At 50.6% G+C, this 19,903-nt stretch carries 13 protein-coding genes; 4 read left to right on the plus strand and 9 right to left on the minus strand.

What is annotated here, in order from left to right:
- Positions 1–10: 10 nt before the first annotated feature.
- From ACX1C1_RS25755 to ACX1C1_RS25765, 3 genes are all read right to left on the minus strand, one after another.
- Complete coding sequence (locus ACX1C1_RS25755; RefSeq protein WP_458954965.1) at positions 11–556, minus strand: hypothetical protein; 546 nt, start codon at positions 554–556, stop codon at positions 11–13.
- Positions 557–703: 147 nt separating this feature from the next.
- On the minus strand, positions 704–1,129 hold the full coding sequence (locus tag ACX1C1_RS25760) for a DUF350 domain-containing protein (RefSeq protein ID WP_458954966.1): 426 nt from the start codon (positions 1,127–1,129) through the stop codon (positions 704–706).
- A gap of 15 nt (positions 1,130–1,144) precedes the next feature.
- Positions 1,145–3,523, minus strand: a complete 2,379-nt coding sequence (locus tag ACX1C1_RS25765) for an endonuclease MutS2 (RefSeq protein WP_458954967.1) — start codon at positions 3,521–3,523, stop codon at positions 1,145–1,147.
- Between the two features lie 201 nt (positions 3,524–3,724).
- On the opposite strand from ACX1C1_RS25765, the gene ACX1C1_RS25770 reads away from it, so the two are divergent.
- From ACX1C1_RS25770 to ACX1C1_RS25780, 3 genes are all read left to right on the plus strand, one after another.
- A complete protein-coding gene (locus ACX1C1_RS25770; RefSeq protein WP_458954968.1) occupies positions 3,725–4,084 on the plus strand; it encodes a phage holin family protein in 360 nt (119 codons plus the stop codon).
- 214 nt (positions 4,085–4,298) lie between these two features.
- Positions 4,299–4,679 (plus strand): cupredoxin domain-containing protein, encoded by a 381-nt coding sequence (locus ACX1C1_RS25775; protein ID WP_458954969.1) that lies wholly within the window; start codon positions 4,299–4,301, stop codon positions 4,677–4,679.
- Positions 4,680–4,892: 213 nt separating this feature from the next.
- The gene (locus tag ACX1C1_RS25780; protein WP_458954970.1) at positions 4,893–5,573 is read left to right on the plus strand and encodes an SDR family NAD(P)-dependent oxidoreductase; all 681 of its coding nucleotides are present in this window, start codon (positions 4,893–4,895) and stop codon (positions 5,571–5,573) included.
- A 119-nt stretch (positions 5,574–5,692) separates the two neighbouring features.
- Here the strand turns inward: ACX1C1_RS25780 and zapA are convergent, their stop codons facing one another.
- From zapA to ACX1C1_RS25810, 6 genes are all read right to left on the minus strand, one after another.
- The gene (gene zapA / locus ACX1C1_RS25785; RefSeq protein WP_458954971.1) at positions 5,693–8,701 is read right to left on the minus strand and encodes a cell division protein ZapA; all 3,009 of its coding nucleotides are present in this window, start codon (positions 8,699–8,701) and stop codon (positions 5,693–5,695) included.
- 179 nt (positions 8,702–8,880) lie between these two features.
- A complete protein-coding gene (gene pheT, locus ACX1C1_RS25790) occupies positions 8,881–11,322 on the minus strand; it encodes a phenylalanine--tRNA ligase subunit beta (RefSeq protein WP_458954972.1) in 2,442 nt (813 codons plus the stop codon).
- 22 nt (positions 11,323–11,344) lie between these two features.
- Positions 11,345–12,379, minus strand: a complete 1,035-nt coding sequence (pheS, locus tag ACX1C1_RS25795; RefSeq protein ID WP_458954973.1) for a phenylalanine--tRNA ligase subunit alpha — start codon at positions 12,377–12,379, stop codon at positions 11,345–11,347.
- 462 nt (positions 12,380–12,841) lie between these two features.
- Complete coding sequence (locus ACX1C1_RS25800) at positions 12,842–15,874, minus strand: Npt1/Npt2 family nucleotide transporter (RefSeq protein WP_458954974.1); 3,033 nt, start codon at positions 15,872–15,874, stop codon at positions 12,842–12,844.
- 40 nt (positions 15,875–15,914) lie between these two features.
- The gene (locus tag ACX1C1_RS25805; protein ID WP_458954975.1) at positions 15,915–16,439 is read right to left on the minus strand and encodes a GNAT family N-acetyltransferase; all 525 of its coding nucleotides are present in this window, start codon (positions 16,437–16,439) and stop codon (positions 15,915–15,917) included.
- Positions 16,440–16,477: 38 nt separating this feature from the next.
- Positions 16,478–19,222, minus strand: coding sequence for a HAMP domain-containing protein (locus ACX1C1_RS25810; protein ID WP_458954976.1), 2,745 nt, complete (start codon positions 19,220–19,222; stop codon positions 16,478–16,480).
- Positions 19,223–19,515: 293 nt separating this feature from the next.
- Between ACX1C1_RS25810 and ACX1C1_RS25815 the strand changes: the two genes are divergently transcribed.
- A complete protein-coding gene (locus ACX1C1_RS25815; protein WP_458954977.1) occupies positions 19,516–19,902 on the plus strand; it encodes a DUF4280 domain-containing protein in 387 nt (128 codons plus the stop codon).
- Position 19,903: the final 1 nt, after the last annotated feature.

Consider the following 19,903-nt stretch of genomic DNA (forward strand, 5'->3'; position numbering starts at 1 on the left):
CGACCTTGTATTATTCCTGCTCGGATAATCTAGTAATCAACGCTTCTCTGTCTGCTACGCTAAGCTGCGTTGAGGTTGTGAAACAAGTCGGGCAGACATAATAAAGCATACGGAACGGTGTTGGCACAATCGGTATGCCGATTGCCTTAGGCACCGATGAAGTAAAACCTTCATTGATGAGCTGCTCACCCGCTTCCAGCATATATTCTCTGCAGCTAGGACATTCTGGCGCTTCCAGCTGCTCGTCCAAGATACGTTGAATAACACCTTCCGCCGCTAACATACCTCGGGTCGTGCCTCTATACCCATCCTGTTCGGCCGCCCAATCTACCTCGGTATCGTCCTCTGTATCATTCCACTCCGATAATTCTTCATCTTTGTCGTCATCATCTGATTGGTTCTCATCGGAATCACCGTCGATGCCGATACTCATTGTCCGGTAGCCGCCTAGCTCATTATCGCAATGCGGGCAGTTCGGCTCAGGTCCGATCTCCTCATCCCAAATAATATCTGTCAAGCACCACGGGCAGATTTGTTGTTGTTCCTGTTGTTCCATTTTCTTTACTCTCCTCTATTCCTAATCTCTCAACATGCTAGGTATTCATCACATAGATAATGCCGACGGCAAAAAACAAAATCGCTACCACAAGCAACGTAATCCACAAATATTTCACGTGCTGTCCTCCTAATCGCCTCTGCTAATTCAGTCAATAATAACGGTTGCGCCGATCACATAAGACAATGCAATGGAAATGACCATGGCAATCAACCCTACCGCGCGATTATCGCGAGCAATCTCCTCGTCGATTCGGAAGACCGGCGTCATAAACTCAAATAAGAAGTACGCCACAAGCAAGATGATGAAACCGTATGCTCCCCAAATCAGGCTTTCGTAAATACTGTCGTTGGATTGGATTGAAAAGCGGAAAATATTGCATATCCCGAAAATTTTTCCGCCCGTTGCCATAGCGACAGCTACATTGCCTTTCTTGATTTCGTCCCAACACTTGTATTTGGTAACAAGCTCGAATACCCATAGAAATACAATGAGCGATAATACGGTAACCGATACAAATACAAGGGAAGCAGCATAAGAGTTCTCAAGCAGCTTATCAATTCCGGGCTCCATCGTTCAACAGTCCTCCTACTTCAACTCGGCAACAGTCACTCCGATGCCGCCTTCTCCATAATTTCCGTTACGGAAGCTCTTAACGTGCGAATGCTTGCGCAAATATTGCTGAATGCCGGTTCTTAGTATACCGGTTCCTTTGCCGTGGATGATATACACCTGACCAAAGCCGGAGAGGAACGTTTCGTCAAGGAAACGATCTACCTCCATAATCGCTTCCTCCAGGCTTTCTCCGCGCAAATCCAGCTCCATCTTAACATTATCATCACGCGTACGATTGAGACTGGCTCCGCCATTCTGCTTAGGCTGTGCGCCTTTGCCGGATAATTGTGTTTGTTTGGGCTTAAGCAGCTCCATATCGTCCAAAGCTACCTTCATCTTCATAATTCCTAGCTGCACCGTCGCATCGGTGCCATGGACCTCGAGCACTGAACCCTTCTGGTTCAGACTATATACCATCACTTCATCGCCGGGTCCAATAATCGCCGGTTTGCCCGCGCTGGACCCTTTATTTTTTTTCGTTTGCGCCTGCGGCGCCGCCTCATCGAGTTTTCGTTTCGCTTCGATCAGTTTATGCTCTTTGACAGAAGCGCCTTCTTCCATCGCAAGTTTACGCAAGTCAGCGATAATTTCTTCCGCTTCCCGCTTAGCCTTGGCAATAGTTTGTCTCGCTTCTTCCTGTGCTTTCAGCAGCAGCTTTTCCTTCTGCTCTTCAAACCGTAGCTGCTCTTCCTCGTGTTTGGCCCGAAGCGCTTCCATCTGCTTACGCAGAACTTCCGCACTTTGCCTCTCCGATTCCGCACTGATTCGGTTCTCTTCGAGAGAGGCGATCATATTTTCCACGCGTAAATCCTCTTCGCTCACTTCTCCGCGTGCATGATCGATGATTGCTCGCTGAAGACCCAGCCGCTCAGCAATGGCGAACGCATTGCTTCGTCCGGGAACACCAACAAGGAGACGATAAGTCGGACTGAGCGTTGCAATATCAAATTCCATGCTGGCGTTAATGACAGACTTGCGATTATAGGCGTATGCTTTAAGCTCGCTATAATGAGTTGTCGCGATGATGCGGCTTCCCCTGGCATGAATATGCTCCAATATGGCAATAGCGAGCGCCGAGCCTTCCGCCGGATCGGTACCCGCACCGAGCTCATCAAGCAATACAAGGCTTTTCGCTGTCAACGAACCTAGAATCCTTATGATATTGGTCAAATGGCTGGAGAACGTACTCAAGCTTTGCTCTATGCTTTGTTCATCTCCGATATCGGCGTATATCGCATCAAATACGCAGAGCTGACTACCTTCCTCTGCAGGAACGAACAAACCGGACATCGCCATCAAGCTAAGCAGCCCGACTGTTTTCAGCGATACGGTTTTGCCCCCCGTATTAGGTCCTGTCACGATAATAGCCGAATACTGGTTGCCGAGCTCTACATCAAGAGGGACAACCTTGCTTTTGTCGATAAGCGGATGTCTGCCTCGTTTAAGCTTAAGGAATCCCCGGTCATTCATTCGGGGCTGAGTAGCCTTCATCTCATGCGCGAGTCTTGCCTTGGCAAATGCAAAGTCCAGATCCCCCAGCAGCTCCAGATCGATGAGCAGCTCCTCTGCATGTTCGGCAGCTTGCGCGGTAAGCTTCTGCAATATCTTTTCGATCTCCCGGATCTCGGCTGCCCTCGTTTCGCGCAGCTTGTTGTTCATCGCCACGATAGCTTCAGGTTCAATAAATAATGTCGCGCCGGAACCTGATTGATCATGTACGATGCCGCCGAAACTTCCCCGATACTCTTGCTTGACCGGGATCACGTAACGATCGTTGCGGAGCGTAATCAACGTATCCTGAAGCATCTTCTGGACACTAGAGGAACGAATCATGTTTTCCAGCTTCTCGCGTATACGCCCCTCTCCGCTCCGAAGCTCTCGACGTATGGAGGCGAGCTCCGTGCTAGCCTGATCGAGCACCTCGGCATTCTCGTCAATGCAAGCCAAGATAGCATCCTCAAGCTGCTTATGCTCCGCAATACCGGAAGCGATGCTGGACAACATCGGAATCTGATGCTCATCATGGATATTCTCCACATGGCGCTTCACTCTGCGGCTACCGCGAGACGTCGATGCGATATCAAGAAGCTCTGCCGGGTTAAGCGTACCGCCAATTCGGGCCCGATGAAGCGACGCCGTGATATCTACAACGCCGCCAAACGGCGCGCTGCCCTTCAATCGATCCGCTGCATAAGCTTCCTCTGTTGCCTGCAGCAAGGTCTTTACCGCTTCGAGCTCCGTTACCGGCTGCAGCGCATCGGCTATCCTTTTGCCGAGTGACGTACTGGCATGCTTCGTTAATTTATCTATAATTTTCGGAAATTCAAGTGTCGTCAATATTTTGGAATCCAACGAATAACACTCCTCTCGCCCTTATATTATAGCCGAACCTTAGGCGCGATGCACGATTCGACGTTAGATGATCCCCTCATTATTCTTATTCCACATGAAATGTTGGATTGATGTCCATACTAAGCAAGCAATAACCGTTCCAACTCCTGTTTGCTCGCAAACTTTATATGGCTTCACCACACTTTGAAGGAGGTATTTGCAATGACGTTTCTCGGGCACATTGTAAGGTTTATCGTTGCTGCGCTTGTGTTAATGCTTGTTGGGTTTATCGTACCGCAATTCAGCGTTGGCGGATTCTGGAGCGCCTTTTTCCTTGCGCTTGTTATTGCCGCATTAGGCTGGATTATTGAAGGGGTCTTCGGCAAACGTGTGACGCCGTTCGGCAGAGGCATCGTCGGATTTATCGCCAGTGCCGTCGTCATCTGGATTGCTCAGTTTATCGTTGGCGGCGTTACCGTCACTTGGCTTGGCGCCATCCTCGCAGCTCTGGTGATTGGGATTATCGATCTGTTCATTCCGGTCAGCACACCTTACGAGGCCGGTCGCAATCGCCACGATTAATTCTGACTGCGATTCATAGCTATCACCTGAACAAACCTTTGCCCTCCGCTCTCGGAAGCAGAGGTTTGTTCACATTAGCAGCATTGCCTAATTTCTGTAATCGATTTGTCAAGGAGTTGTCACTTGGCCTTCTTTATCATGTCCAAAATTAGGCTACAATGATAGTGAAACAATATTTATAGCCATTCTTGGCCGAGAGGGGACACTCGTTACGATGAAAAAATGGATGGTATTCGGAGCTGTATTGGCGCTGGCACTCGTAATCGCAGCATGCGGTGCAAACAGCGGAAGCAACAACAGCGGTGCCGTAACCGTAGATGCAAGCGTATCTCCAACATCAGAAGTACTTATTAAAGCATCGAATTATGAATTCGATCAGCAAGAATATCAAATCAAAGCCGGCGAACCTACTGCAATCAAGCTCACTTCCGTAGGCGGCGTCCATGGCGTGCAAATTTTGAAATCCAAAATCAAGATCGACAACAATGAATCGATTACGGTTCAATTCGACAAACCCGGCACATACGATATGATCTGCTACGTGCCTTGCGGCAATGGACATGGCAAGATGAGAGCTAAGATCGTCGTAACTTAACTCGCAACACAGGCAGATAAAAACTTTAAAAACGTCCGAAATGGCTTGCATGCTTTTATCGAGCAAGCCGTTCCGGACGTTTATTTCATTTATACATTACGTTTTATCAATAAAGCTTAGGCAAAAGGTAAAAAAGTCTGATAGCCTATTCCCTTCCTTTGTGTAGGTGGCTTTGATAAGATGAACACATTACAAGTCAGAGGAGGAATACGGATGGGGGTAATGGAGTCTCGAATTGCGTTGATCAGCGGTGCAGGTACGGGTCTTGGCAGAGCAACCGCGATCGCTTTCGCCTCGGAAGGAGCAACCGTCGTGCTGCTAGGAAGGCGACGCGACAAGCTGGAAGAGACCGCAGCTATCGTATATGCACGTTTCGGCGCATCCACGTTAATCCTTCAAACCGATGTCACGGAGGAAAATCAGGTGCAGGATGCCATCCAGTCGACGTTAGAGCATTATGGAAGAATAGATGTCTTGCTTAATAATGCAGCTGTCCTGGAGCCCGGCTCCGTCGCAGAGCTAACCACTGATGATTGGCAGAAGCAAATATCAACTAATTTAACCGCTCCGTTCTTGCTGACCAAAGCCGTACTACCGGCAATGCGCACACAGAGGTACGGAAGAATTATTAATATCACTTCAAGCCTCTCCAAGAATGGAGCAGGCGGATACGCCGCTTACAGCGCGGCAAAAGCCGGTCTCGAATCCTTGACCCGGACCATCGCTGACGAAGAACATGAGCACGGCATACTGGTCAACCTATACAATCCAGGCACGCTGCGCACTGAGATGCATGCCACCGGTAAAGATCCGGCGATCGTTGCGCCAGATATTATTAGGCTCGCCAGCCTTTCCTTTGGCGGACCAACAGGAACGATCCACTCCTATGGATAATGGCCGTGCGACCGTTCATAACCCAAAAAACGCCTCTTACGAGCTCCGGTAATCTGTAATTCCGGATCGTCAGCAGGCGTTTTTTGTTTGCTTATCTCATCGAAACCTTGAAGGGCTGATTAACTTTTTTCGATCAATTCGATCCACTCATTAAATTCGGATTGCAGCTTCGAATATTCGCTACTGAGCTTGCGATGCTCATCGAGAAGCACGGAATGTTCGTTCAGCAGCGCTTCTGCAGATTGTGCAGCCTGGTCTCGTTCCTGCTGCAGCTCGTCCAGCCGATCCTGCCAATCCTCTTGAACATCGACAGATGCAGCAGCTTCTCTCAGCGCAACCTCCATCCGATCTCGCAGCTCTTCTTCCATGGCGGCATAATCATTACGAGCTTTCTCGACGCTCGACAATTTCTCCTCAAGCTCAAGAATCGTCCTTTCGCGATGGGATGAAGATCTCTCGGCTTGCTCAGCTCGTTCCATGGCTGCTTCCAATTGCCCGCTTGCAATGCGCTCACGTGCAGCGATCAATTCCAACTGGGCGATGAGTTCCTCTTCCCTTTGCTCACGTTCCTTCTCGGCCGAAGTCAATCGCAAGAGCTTCTCTTCGCTCTCGGCGAACAGATTACCGAGACGTTCCGCTTCCGCAGCTGCAGATTTCCACTGCTCCTCCAGATCTGCTGCAAGCTCCATCGATTCTAGCTCGATCGACTCGCGGAGCGCAGCTTGACGGCTGTTCCATTCACGCTCGCGCGTATCCCGTTCCGCCAACTGCTCCAACAGTTCACGTTCCCGTGTATCTTTAGCCGCTAGTTGCTCTGAACGTATACGTTCACTCGAATCTCTCTCAGCTATTTGCTCCGACAATTCGCGCTCCCGTTCCTTGTACTCTGCTAGCTGCTCAGAAAGCTCTTTCTCCCATTTGCGAAGCTCGGCGATCTGATCTGCCAGAATATGCTCACGAGCATCGCGCTCATCCATCCATTCTTGCTCTTCCTTCTGTTGGATCTCAAGCAATTCAGATAGTGTATGCGCATTGGATTCGGCATCTCGGATACGTTCGCTCAACACCCGTTCGTTAGACTCCAGCGATGCGATTCTCTCCGCTTGCGACCGCTCGTAAGACTCCAGCGATGCGATTCTCTCTGCTTGCGACCGCTCGTTCGATCCCGCAGCTCGAATTTGATCTTTCAGTTCACGAACGTTTTCACCAAGCTCCGCAATTCGTTCGTTCTTCGTCCGCTCATTGGTTGTTAACTGCTCGAGCTCACTCGCTTGCGAAAGCTCTTTCTCCTCAAACTCGGCTAGACGCTCCTTCAGCGATTGCTCGCGAGATTCTAGTTTAACTAACTGCTCGGACAGCTCAAGCGCATCAAATTCCGCCTGCTCCAGCTTAGCTGCTTGCTCCTTTTCCACTTCGAGCTTACGCTCCAATTTCTCAGCAAGCTGAGCAAGTTGCGCATCAGATGCGGCGAGCCGCTCCGACAAGGATTGTTCTTGGGATTCCATATTTACTAGCTGCTCGAGGTAACCTTCCTCCGCTTGCCCCATACTCGCAAGCTGCTCCTCCAGCCTCGTGATCTTTTCGTTATTCTCTAGAGCAGCTGCATCCATCTCTTGACGGAGAGCAGCCAGTTGATTGTCAGCATTCGTCGATAATGCCGCAATTCGATCTTCTTGCTCTAATTGCAGCTTGGCCACCGTACTTTGATGCTCCTGTTGCAGCAAGGTCAGCCTGGCATCAAATTCCGCGGACGCCGTCACCTTCTCTGTGCTCAGCATTTCCAAGCGCTCACGTGCAATTTCCATCTGCTCCATCCACTCTTCGCGCTCAAGACCAAGCTGCGTCAAGGAGGATCGCAGAATCTCCTCTTGCTCCAATGCGGCCATTACACTGTCGTCTGCCGCCTCTACTCGTTTCTCCATGGCTTCTTTGTCTGCGATTCTTAGCTGCTCGAGCTCTGCAAGCTGAGCCAGCAGCTTGTCTCGATCTTCTAACCATCCGCTGCGCCTGCGCTCGAGCTCCTCCCGGCTGCCAAGCTCGACCTTCTCCAGCTCCGCTTTCCAGAAGGCATCTCGCTCATCCGCTTGTCGTTTGCGATCGGCCGATGCGACTTCGGCCAAATGATTCCATTCGGTTTCCCGTTCTTCCCACTTCTGCTGCCAGTCGGACTTCCATTTATTTCGTTCTTCATCCATTTCTGCTGCAAGCAGCTTTAAGGTCTCATTCTGTTCTTCGGTCAGCTCTTTAACGGCGCGTTCCTTAGCAGCAGAAATATCGGCCAGCTCCAGCATAACTGCATCCTTCTCGAGCGACAGCTTAGTGATAACCGACTCCCTCTCGCTATTAAGCTGTGCAATCATGCGTTGCTGCTCATTCTTAAGCTCGGAAATGATTTTCTCGTGATCTTCCAGATAGGAGGCAAGCGTCAGCTCCTGCTCCGTCTGAAGTTCGATTACGGCCTGCTCTTTCTCTTTAATCAACGCTGCAACCGTTTGCTCCTTCTCAGACATCAAAGAAGAGAGCTTCTGATCGCGGTCAGCCTCCAGCTTCGCGAGCTCCGTCTCCAGTCTGCTCTTGAGTTGCAGCATCTCAGCCTTCTTCTCTGCGATCATCTCTTCGCTTACGCGCTTAAGTGTTTCTTCGTGTTCGCCGCGGAGCGCAGCCAATCTTTGTTCTGCCGCAGCGAGCGCTTCGTTATACGATGCTGAATCTTCCTGCTTCTGCTTGTCCGCTAACATGAGCAGCTCTGCAAGCTCTTGCTCTGCCTTTTCCGTCGCTTCACGCAACCTCGTCTCCGAGGTTTGCTTAAGCTCGGCCAATCCAGACTCAAGTTCAGCACTTTTGCGTTGTTCCATCTCTAATTTCTGGCTAACTGCGCTAAGCCGCGCTTCTTCCTCTTGCAGTCGTGCGTTATCCCGTCTAAGACGGAAGACATCCTCTGTAATTTGCATCGCGCAGAGGACTGCCAACTTCTGAATATCCAAACGAGGATACGTCTTCGCCAGCTTCTTCATGCTATCGTCGATCGAGCTTGCAACTTTCTTCATATAATCGACGTTTGAATGTCCTTTTAATTTGTACTGAACACCATATATATCAACGGTTACAACGGTTTGATCTGCATCCACTGTGTCGTATCCTCCTATCGTCTCCATGTAGCGGCTGCCATACAGATTCCGCCGTACCATCATACTATTGCCTTGTACAGCTCCGTTCTTATTCGCAGGCATGTATGAAAATGCACACAGAAAAGCCGCATCGCAGTTCATAGTTGAACTAATTCGATGCGGCTTTGATAGTTTCCTGCCTACTTTCTCAATTCTGCGCCAAAAGATTGCGTAAGCTGCTCGACAACCTCCGCGTGCAGCGCTGTTACTTCTTCATCCGTTAACGTACGCTCCGCATGACGATAAACAAGCGACAGTGCAACGCTCTTCTTGCCGGCACCCAGACGATCTCCTGTATACACGTCGAACACACGAATGGACTCCAGCAGCTCTCCTGCCGTCTCTGTGGCGGATTTGGTCAGACTGCCTGCTGCAACATTCTCGTTTACAACAACCGCGATATCACGTTCCATGGCTGGGTAACGCGGCAATGTGCGGTATTCGATATCGAAGCTCGCATATTCATAGACTGGGCCCAATTCAAGCTCGATGGCAAATGCGTCGGGAAGCTCCCACTCCAGCTGATTCGCCGGATGAATCTGGCCGACATATCCAATCGTAACAGGACCCGCTTCTGTCTCTAGCACAATTGCTGCTGTTCTGCCGGGATGGAAGTGCTCCGGCTGGGCAGGTGCATAAGTCAGCTTATCCGCAAGTCCTAGCGTAGAAGCAATCGTTTCGACGATACCTTTGGCATCATAGAAATCATATGCAGCCGCTTTGCCGTTCCAGCCCGCTTCGGTACGATTTCCCGTTAACAGCGCCGCAAACCGATGTTTCTCGCGTGGCAAGCGGGTTAACGTTTCTTCGTCCGTATGGAATACACTGCCGATTTCGAACAAGGCGGCAGAATGATTTTTGCGATTGCCGTTATAGATGACCGTCTCAACTAATTGCGCGAGAAGCGTCGTACGCAGTACGCTGCGTTCTTCGCTCATCGGCATAGCCAGACGAACCGCACGGGCGTCGTCAGATAATCCAGGGAAAAGCTCCGTCCGCGCCGGGCTTGTGAACGAATAGCTGATGACCTCGTGCAAGCCGGAATCCGCAAGACGTTTGCGAAGCTCGCGACGGATCGCTTGCGGTTTCGTAAGGGATCCAGGGATGACATCGCCATAGATCGGCGTTGTAGGGATATTGTCATATCCATAAAGCCGCGCAACTTCCTCAATGATATCCACCGCTCGCGTAATGTCGCCTCTGCGTGCAGGCACTTGAATACTGAACAAATCGTCTGCGCCTCCCTCGTATTGGAATTGCAGACGCCCCATGATCGAACGAACCTCGAGACTTGACAGCTCTGTTCCGAGATAACCGTTGATACGCTCCAGCGTCAACTCGACAACAACTGGCTCGGGTTGTTTGGCGGAAGCCTCAACAATACCGTCCGTTACTAGTCCTTCCGCCAATTGAGCGATCAAGGAAGCTGCACGGTCTAACGCCGGAATGACGTTCGAAGGATCAACTTCCTTCTCGAAGCGAATGCTGGATTCAGAACGAAGACCCAGTTGGCGGGATGTCTTGCGCACTGTTCCGCCGTCGAAACGCGCCGATTCCAACAAAATGTTTGTTGTGCCTGAAGTAACTTCAGTGCTCGCCCCACCCATAACACCAGCAAGCGCAATCGGATTATTGCCATCGGTGATGACCAACATATGCGGCTCCAGCTTGCGCTCTTGATCATCTAGCGTAACGAGTGTCTCGCCGTCGCGCGCCATCCGCACCACGATACGTCCATTCGGCACACGATCAGCATCGAACGCATGCAGCGGTTGACCGTATTCCAGCATGACAAAGTTGGTGACATCGACAACGTTGTTGATCGGGCGAACACCTGCCGCCATCAGGCGATTCTGCAGCCATGCAGGCGAAGCTCCGATTTTTACATCCTTGATATAACGCGCTGTGTAGTGTGGGCACTGCTCTGCTGCTTCTACGCTTACAGATACAAGTCCCTTGGTTTCAATAGCCGCGTCCAGCACAGCGTTATCCGGCAATTTGACCTCGCGGCCTGTCAAAGCACCAACCTCGTAAGCAACGCCTAACATGCTCAAGCAGTCCGAACGGTTAGGCGTCAAATCCAGCTCTAACACCTCGTCGTCAATTCCGAGCACAGTGGTGATTGGACTGCCGATACGAGTCGTTTCCGGCAGAACCAGAATGCCTTCTTGCTGCTCCTTCGGCAGCAGCTTTTCATTCAGACCAAGCTCTTTTGCGGAGCAGATCATGCCTTGCGACTCCACACCGCGCAGCTTGGCACGTTTAATCTTGAAGTCGCCCGGAAGCACAGCGCCGATAACGGCAACAGGAACAAGCTGACCGGCATCGACATTTTTGGCGCCGCAAACGATCTGCAGCTCCTCGCCTGTGCCTACATCTACCTTACACACGTTCAGCTTATCGGCGTCGGGATGTTTTTCCTTAGATACAACATGGCCGACAACGACGCCGGTAACACCTTTGTTACGGGATTCCACTCCGTCGATCTCGATGCCCCCGCGTGTCATTCGCTCAGCGAGCTCTTCGGCCGACAAACCGGATAAATCGATATATTCACTTAACCATTGATAGGATACTAACATGTAGGTATCGTCCCTTCTTTCGTCACATTCTGGCGAATTGGCCCAAGAATCGCAGATCATTTGTGTAGAAATGGCGGATGTCGTCGATGCCGTATTTGAGCAACGCGATCCGCTCTACGCCCATGCCGAAGGCGAAGCCGGTCACTTCTTCCGGATCATAGCCGCCCATCTCAAGTACGCGAGGATGCACCATGCCACATCCTAGAATTTCCAGCCACCCTGTTTGTTTGCACATCCGGCAGCCATCTCCACCGCATTGCACGCAAGTTACGTCTACTTCGGCGCTTGGCTCCGTGAACGGGAAGAAGCTTGGACGCAGACGAATTTGTGCCTGTGATCCGAACATTTGCTGCACGAATTGCAACAGCGTTCCTTTCAGATCGCTCATCCGAATACCTTTGCCAATAACAAGACCTTCAATTTGATTGAATTGGAACGAATGAGTCGCATCGTCGTCATCGCGGCGATACACTTTGCCTGGGCATATCACTTTCACTGGCGTCATGCCCGCCTTTTCCTTCATCGTGCGGACCTGTACAGGCGAGGTATGTGTACGCATTAATATTTCGTCCGTGACATAGAACGAATCCTGCATGTCGCGAGCCGGATGGTTCTTGGGCAAATTAAGGGCTTCAAAGTTGTAATAGTCGGTTTCGACCTCGGGACCTTCCGCAATGGTATAACCAAGTCCGATAAATACGTCTTCGATTTCTTGAGCGACCTTATTGAGCGGATGAACGGCGCCTGTTGGCAGCGCTCTGCCCGGCAAAGTCACATCGATCGTTTCCCCGCGCAGACGAGCTTCTGTTTCTTCACGTTGGAACGCCGTTTGTTTCTCTTCGATGACAGTTTCGATCGCGCTACGCACATCATTGGCCACCCCGCCGATAACGGGACGCTCTTCGGCGCTAAGTGCACCCATGCCACGCAATATTTCCGTCAAGGCGCCTTTTTTGCCCAAATATTTGATGCGCAGATCGTTCAGAGCGCCTTGCGACGCTACGTCCTGAAGCTCGCGCAGCGCTTCCGCGCGCAGCTCCTCCAGCCTTGCTTTCATTGTTCTTCGCCTCCACTAGTTTGTAACTTACTGTTCTCCGTTTGGTTCTATGGAACCGAACCAACCAGGAAGTACGACAATCGCCGCCACGATCGGTGAAGATCGTATTTTGTGTGTGAAAACAAAAAAAGCCCTTCCTCCCCGAAGGGACGGAAGAACCGTGGTACCACCCTAATTCCAATCACACGACTGACAGTTCACACATCATGTAATTGCTCAAGTCCCAATAACGGCGGGAACCGTGCATCTCTACTGATCATGACGTGGAATTTCCATTTGTCTCGACCGTTCAAGTACATGCTCCGGAGCGAACTTCGGCAGCCTGATTCCATAAGGACGCTCTCAATCCATGGCGTCCTCTCCCTGTGCGGAAGCACTGCTTACTCTTCTCCATCGTGGCAGAATATTAATCTTTATTATATGCAAGTAACGGATTCGATGCAACCTTCATTGATGAAGATCTCATGAATCAATCCGCATCATCATCTCTTCGAGCAATCGTATCCTTGCAAATGAAGCACGCAGCAACCCTATACCAATCTCCGGATACAATCGCACCAGTCTTGAGACATCATCACCTATTAGCTTAAGCACCCGTACATCGCCGAGAAGCGACTGCGCTGACACTGTGGACGGTGTGCCGTCAAGCGCGGACGTAACACCGCAAACATCTCCAGGACTAAGCACGCCAATTGTCCCTTCCCATCCAGCAGCGGACACACTGGTCAATTCAATATTGCCGTCAACGATCACATACATCGCCGGATGTCGTTCGCCGCGCTTCAGCAACGAGTCTTCGTCAGAGATCGTTTCCTCTACGGCCACTCCCGCAATGAGCCCCAGCTCTTCAAGAGAGAGATCGGAGAAATAAGGGACCTGCTTCAGGAATACGACTTTGTTTAGTCGGCTCATCATAAGTCCTTCGTTTGTCATGCCTTCTCCTCCGTTTCTGTCTACAAGCGTTTCGCTCGCCATCTCTTTCCACCAATCATCGGATCCATCCCGTGCCATAACCAGAAGCGCTCTAGCATCCGACCTTCCCATAGCCGGGCGTGAAGATGTCTCGAGCTCCAAAGTCGTAATCATTGCCTGGGAAATTCTTCGATCACCGAATCCTTCCGAAAGTACTTCCAAGGCATTGCTGCGATATTCTTCCTCTTCGTGCGTAACGCCCGTTCTGATCACATCTACCGCACGTTCGTCGGTCATCTTGGCGAGTATGCTCCATAACCCCCTGAATACGAAACCGCGTACCTCATGCCAACGCATATCCGCAAGCTTGGCAAGCTCCTCCCTGCCGAAGACGCGCAGCGCGACACCGTAATCAGCTGCCTTGCCGAGCTCCGCTAGTCGAATCAATGCCTCGCGTGCCAGAACACCACGCAGATCTTCCTCACTTAGCAGCTCAGACAAAGCTATAACTGAGGCGCACCATTGTTTGGGTGAAGCAGCCGTCAGGCTGGCAAGCAAAGGACGAACGGAAGGCTCACCAATATCCACAAACGCCATTGTTGCTGCGCTTAACATCTCTTCGTCCATTCGCGCCAGCTTAGGCAGAAGCAACGGTACTAGCTCCTCGCAATGAAGCTTACCAAGCGCGCGGATCGCGGATACTCTAGCTGCTGGATGCGGGTCATCCGTCAATCGTATAATAGCCGGGATAAAGTTTGTCAATTCCAAGTCAGCAATCGCGGAACACATGTAGACGGAAGCCTCTCCGCCTTCTTCGAGAATTCGTTCAATAACTTCTCGGCAAGCCTCGTAACTTTGTTCACGTCCAAGCGAATACATCGCTTTGACTGCCTCCGCCACAACGGAAGGATGGCGATCAAGCAGCTTCTGCCGCAAGAAGAAAAACGCCTGCTCTTCTAGCAGTTTCATCCGAGCAATTGCTCTAACGCCTTCCGTGCGCAGCGCGTCATCCGGCTCTTCTAACAATCTAGCAATCCCAGCCATCGCTTGCAGATCTGCCCTCTCTAGCGACATCGCGCGGATTGCGGCTATCCGAATCCGATCATTGGCACTATCCAATATGCTTAATAATGCCGGCAAATCTTGAGGGTCCTGCAATCTGCCAATAAGCTGTATCCCAATCTCACGGGCCGATTCCGATGGATCCTTGAGCAAACGACGTGCTTCTGCGATAGCTGCCGGGTTCATACTAAGCTCGTCCATCGAATCCGCGAGATCATCAGCGCTCATATAGCTAACACTCCGAACCAGCTCAAGCATATATAGCCGTCTTCCATACCAAGCCAGCACGAGCAGTACGCCTGAGCCCGCAAGTCCGATAATGGATAGCACCAGCCACGAGAAACCGAGGCCCGCATGCAAGAACTGCATTCCCGCTCCGAGCAAAATACCTGCGGACGCAGCTATTCCTTGTGCAGCGTACCGGTAACTATCTCGTTGCGCAAGAGGAAGCGTCTTAAAAAATAGCTGATAGGAGGGCTCAGCCGAATAGTAGAGCAACAAATATAACAGCATATAACCCAAAGAAATAACGGGCAATGCCGCCCCGCCACCGCCGAATAATACTGCCCCAGTGAAAGAGATTACATATACACCGGCAATCATCGTCAGCATCTGGCTAGCTCCGAGCTTCTCCATAAGTTTGCCCGATACCAACTGCAGAAGAAAAGCAAGCACGAATAAGATCATCGTTATCATGCCAAAAAATTGGCTAAACGACTTCTCGCTCTCATACGTCTCCTTGGCAATGCTCAGATATTCGTACTCCATGAGGAAGTAGAGTGCTGGCATAAACGTCATCAATAAAATAACCATGAGTAGAAACGGCGATCGCAGCGCCTGCTTAAATACCGTGCCTGCGCTAACCGATTCCTCCTCGGTGGATGCTGCTTCAAGTCGTAATGATATTGGTACCAAATAGACCGAGATCACCTTGCGGTACCTGCCCCAGATGAGCAGCAGCAGCAAGCTCCCGACCGTATATATCGCAACGGGTCCGAATGCTAGACTAATGAGCTGAGCAAGCAAGCCAGCGGTTGCCCCGCCAAGAGTCGCTGCTCCTACAAAGATTGGCATCAGTCGTTTCGCCTGTTGAGTTGAGCATAGATCGACCGCGAGACTCCATAGTAATAAGGTTTGCTGCCGCACAACGAAGCTCGAAGCGATAAACAATACAGGGTAGAACCATCTAGCATCCATCCCGATTCCGTCCAGAACTAACAAAATAACGGCGCTGACTCCAACGATGCCGAGCATCATGCCGAACATTACTCGCATTAGCTTGGGTTTTGGAAGTCTGGCCGCAAGCCAGGACAGCAACCATGCTTCAAGCGGAAGAATAACGGCTTCCGCCGCATAGACATAAGGCAAAAACTCACTGCCGAACCTCTGGTTGAACAACGTCATGAAGCTATTGTAGTTCAGCATCTCCGCGATGCCGCAAACAAAAAAAACAGGTGCCATCAGGAGCAGCTTACGCTGATCCTCCGGACGGGCACCTACGGCTCGCATCATTCTATTCATCGCTTTATCTCCTTCATGAAGGCTGTTCCATCTTCCTTCTTCAGTCACGCATTAATGTATGAGTGCTTTCCGTAATCTTGATATGGTAAATCAATCGATCTTCCCCTGCATAATAATAATCGGGACAACGACCGATCTCGGCAAAACCCAGCTTGTGGAACATTTTTTTGATTGCGTCATATTCAGGCAAATCGCAGGTGTACCCCAACAGATAACGGGCATCCCGCTCTCTCAAATACCGAAACATCTCGTCGATGAAGCTTGCCGCGAGTCCGCTTCTGCGGTAATCCCTATGTACAACGAGATAATCCCAGTTGTATCCGCCGGAGTTCTGCTCATTAGGAGCCATGCAGTTGATGCCCACAATACTTCCATCCTCACTGCGGGCATACCAGAACACTTCTTCTCCTGCAAGAGCTTTAAGCGGAAGCTCGCGAAAGTGCTTGAGCTCGCCCGGCGTATAACGCGTATCATCGAACGAGCTGTCGGACAATAAGAACGAACTGATTTCCTCCGCCGTCTGCCTATCTTCTACCAGCTCGATGCGACATGATTGTAGCAGCATGTTCCTTCCGCCCCTTTTCTAACGATTTCTATATCATTTTAGACTGCAAGCGTGCCGTTCCAGCCTTCCGATGAACCCTTCTGGTAATACTCGTCGCAAAGATAGAAATACAGCTTGGCCGTTTTGTCGAATCGGTTAATCTTAATGACCTCGACAAACGTCTCGCGAGCGTCGAAGAATCGTCCCTCCTGACAGAGTCGGATCCCCTTCTCGAATGTCGCTTTCGTTCGATCCTTGAGCTGTCGCTCTTTGTCGGAGTCACCATCATAAACATCATACAGCTCTATCGATTCGTCCTTGCCCTCTAAACCGATTCGACCCAAATATCTGAATCGGATGCGTTCTGGAGCACGAAGCTGTTCGAAATATGTCTTGGTTACCAACAATGATGATCCCATCGTATCGGACAACCGCTCCAGCGCAGTTGTCACATTGACATCATCGGAGATAACGTTACCCTCAAGTCGCTGCTCTTCGCCTACTATCCCTAACATCAACGGTCCTTTGTGGATCGCCATCCCTATATCGACCGGATTCATGCCCGCGGCTTGCAGACTTTCGTTATATGCTGTCAATTCCCTGCGGATTGCGATGGCAGCGCGAATGGCGTCATCGGCTCGTCCAGGGAAAAGCGCCATAAAGCCTGCCCCTAAATATTTGCTGATAAGACCTTCCTCTTGCCGTACAAACGGGCTGAATCGTTTGAGGAAGCCATTCATGAAATCGAAGTTTTGTTTGGGAGACAGCTGCTTGGAAAGCTGGTTGAAAGAGCGAATGCTTGTCACCATGACCGACATATTGCCCTGAACCTGGTCGCCAAGATGTACCTCCGTAATGCCCTTCTTACCTAAGTATTTAAAAATTTGCTGCGGAACGAATCGATGCGATGCCTCGCTGAAGGTCGTGATGTCCTTGATATACGTGCGAATATGCTGCGCCATTCGATTAAATTGTTCGCCTAAATCGCCAACTTCATCTTGCGATTTAATATTTACTTTTACGTCCCAGTTGCCGTTTGCCATCTCCATGACACTCTTGCGCAGCTTGCGGAGCGAGCGTAGCAGCCAATACGTAACGCCAAGCACCAGTGCAATAATGACTAGACTGATCAGTCCGATGTTTCGCAGAATGCTCTGGTAGATCGTCACATTAGATTGATAGAAGACATTGAGGTCGCTGCCCGTCTCATATACTCCGACAACATTGCCTGCGGAATCATAGACAGGTCCGATGGCGTACATCCATTTGCCGGTCGAATCCTCCCAGCGCTCGGATACAATATCTCCGTTCTCAACGACAGGGCGGTTCGTATCGCTAAGTGCGAACGGCTTGAACATGTTCGCTCCGTCGTCATCGTCCATCATGAGGAAGAACTCGCCGTTCTCGTATTTGTACAATGTGCTGTATAAGCCTTGCCTGATCGTTGGATCCTCGTTCTCGTACAAGAAATCCATCTTGGAGCGCAGCTCCTTATAATCCTCATTCCCGTAATCACTAGGCGACGTCAGACGATTAAGTTTATCCCCGTCGATGATGGATTGTCCGTTCCGTGCAAGCAGCGAAAGCTGGCGCTGCATATCCTCTTCCATCCGATTAGAAAAGCTGTCGTAGATAAAGTTGGAAAGCAAGAACATCGAGATGACCAGAATCGGAACGATCGCAAATACTTGTTTAAAGAACAGCGACAAACGCCGATTGAGCCAATGAACGTAAATCATACGCAATGCGATGACCGTCACGATCAGCAGCAGAAGAGCCCCGGACCACACCAGCCAGCTCAACCTAATCTCGCTGCCAGCGTAAGATAACGTCGAGATGATGCGAGAGCTTGTCCCATCCGTACCTATGGAGACGATTCGGTCATCCAGCGCAAGCTGGATTCCACCGTCATGACCGATTGCTAGATCCATCATTTCCAGATTCTCTGCTCCGCCTGCATGCTCGGTTAGCTGAGCCTCTGTTAATTCCGTGCGGATATCGGATGGGCTCGCGATACTCAGACTCGTAATCGCATTAACAAGTCTGTCAATGAAATAGAGACGCCCATCCTTTAATTCCAGCGCTTCAGGGAAATTCCGGCTGCTCCGTTCCGTATCCGGCAAAGGATAAATACGGTCGCTTTCCCCGTTATCAGCTACATGGTAGACGGCACCGCGGCGAGTAGAGTAATAGATAGAACCGATCTCGTATCCTGCAATCTCAGATAAGAATCGATCCTCGGGCAATTGAAAACGAAACAGCTCTTCGGGCGATCCTCCGGTCAGCGGCAACCGGTGCAGTCCTATCCCCTTCTCTGCTTCGTCAATGTAGAAATACAGGTTTTCTCCTGCTGTCTGCAGGCCCTTAATAACGCCAAGCCGTTTGTTGTTCCCTGTCCCTTTGTAGGAATAAAGCACCGATCCTTCCTTCTCGCCGGGCGCATAGCGGATAAGAAGCTCTTCCTGCACGTATAGGCCGTATTCATCCAGCACGGTGTCGAGGGCGATCATGCTGCCGTCGTCGGCTGCGGCCACCTCGGTAAATCCGTGACTCCTGCCATCACCATCATCTAGCGTGATATCCAGTTGCAGGACGTTATCGCCGCCTAATTGAATCAGTTCCTTACGTGAATCCGCAATAGCATGAACAAGACCGTCTGGTCCCATTGAAACTTTAGATAAATAGGTAAATGGGCGCTCTCTCTCGAAAGGAAGAGTATCTAACTGCGTCCGATTTGCGGACACAAGCCAGCCAAGCCCGACTGCGATTACGAGCAGGATCAATATAATCGGGGACTTTCGCATGAACACCATCGCTTTCAGATAGCATGAATTTTCTATTTCCATAGTACTATATGTTTGATCGCTTGGCATCCCTTTCCTATCATTTTTTTGACGAATTATAGCCATTTATGCAGGTTTATGTTGATGCGCGAAAGAGGCTTATAGTACTATTAATAATAGTAGCTGCCCACAATGGTTATTTTCCATTACAAAGAAATTGTTGCAGCCTATTCCACAGCATAGATTCTGTCCCATTGATTATAAAACAGAGAGAGGGAGTCCGATATGTCTTCCTGCTCACGGAAAGGAACGTTATGGGTCAATTAGTATGCGGCGGAGCCACGCTGCAATGCACCTTCGGAGCCGCTCCCAGCAGCCTGCTCACACTGCCTGCCAACGGAGTCGTGAACCTTATGCCTGCGGCCAACATTATGGATAATAAACCAATGGTGAACATTTTGCCCTTCGGGATGTGCAACTCGCTTGCTAATCCGATGGTAGCTTCTGCAACGGCAGCGGCGTTAGGCGTGCTAACTCCTATGCCCTGCGTGCCGGTGACGGCTGCGCCTTGGGCGCCAGGATCGCCGACCGTACTGATCGGGAATATGCCAGCGCTGAACAATTCGTCCAAATGCATGTGCAATTGGGGCGGAGTGATCTCGGTGACAGCTCCGGGCCAAATGACTATACAGGTGCCTTAAT

It is taken from the genome of Paenibacillus sp. strain BS8-2 (assembly GCF_054483835.1).

Bases quoted from the DNA above. Each gene is read 5' to 3' on its own strand.
- ACX1C1_RS25755 (WP_458954965.1), bottom strand. From the start codon at position 556: ATGGAACAACAGGAACAACAACAAATCTGCCCGTGGTGCTTGACAGAT.
- ACX1C1_RS25760 (WP_458954966.1), bottom strand. From the start codon at position 1,129: ATGGAGCCCGGAATTGATAAGCTGCTTGAGAACTCTTATGCTGCTTCC.
- ACX1C1_RS25770 (WP_458954968.1), top strand. From the start codon at position 3,725: ATGACGTTTCTCGGGCACATTGTAAGGTTTATCGTTGCTGCGCTTGTG.
- ACX1C1_RS25775 (WP_458954969.1), top strand. From the start codon at position 4,299: ATGAAAAAATGGATGGTATTCGGAGCTGTATTGGCGCTGGCACTCGTA.
- ACX1C1_RS25780 (WP_458954970.1), top strand. From the start codon at position 4,893: ATGGGGGTAATGGAGTCTCGAATTGCGTTGATCAGCGGTGCAGGTACG.
- pheT (WP_458954972.1), bottom strand. From the start codon at position 11,322: ATGTTAGTATCCTATCAATGGTTAAGTGAATATATCGATTTATCCGGT.
- pheS (WP_458954973.1), bottom strand. From the start codon at position 12,379: ATGAAAGCAAGGCTGGAGGAGCTGCGCGCGGAAGCGCTGCGCGAGCTT.
- ACX1C1_RS25800 (WP_458954974.1), bottom strand. From the start codon at position 15,874: ATGAATAGAATGATGCGAGCCGTAGGTGCCCGTCCGGAGGATCAGCGT.
- ACX1C1_RS25805 (WP_458954975.1), bottom strand. From the start codon at position 16,439: ATGCTGCTACAATCATGTCGCATCGAGCTGGTAGAAGATAGGCAGACG.
- ACX1C1_RS25810 (WP_458954976.1), bottom strand. From the start codon at position 19,222: ATGCGAAAGTCCCCGATTATATTGATCCTGCTCGTAATCGCAGTCGGG.
- ACX1C1_RS25815 (WP_458954977.1), top strand. From the start codon at position 19,516: ATGGGTCAATTAGTATGCGGCGGAGCCACGCTGCAATGCACCTTCGGA.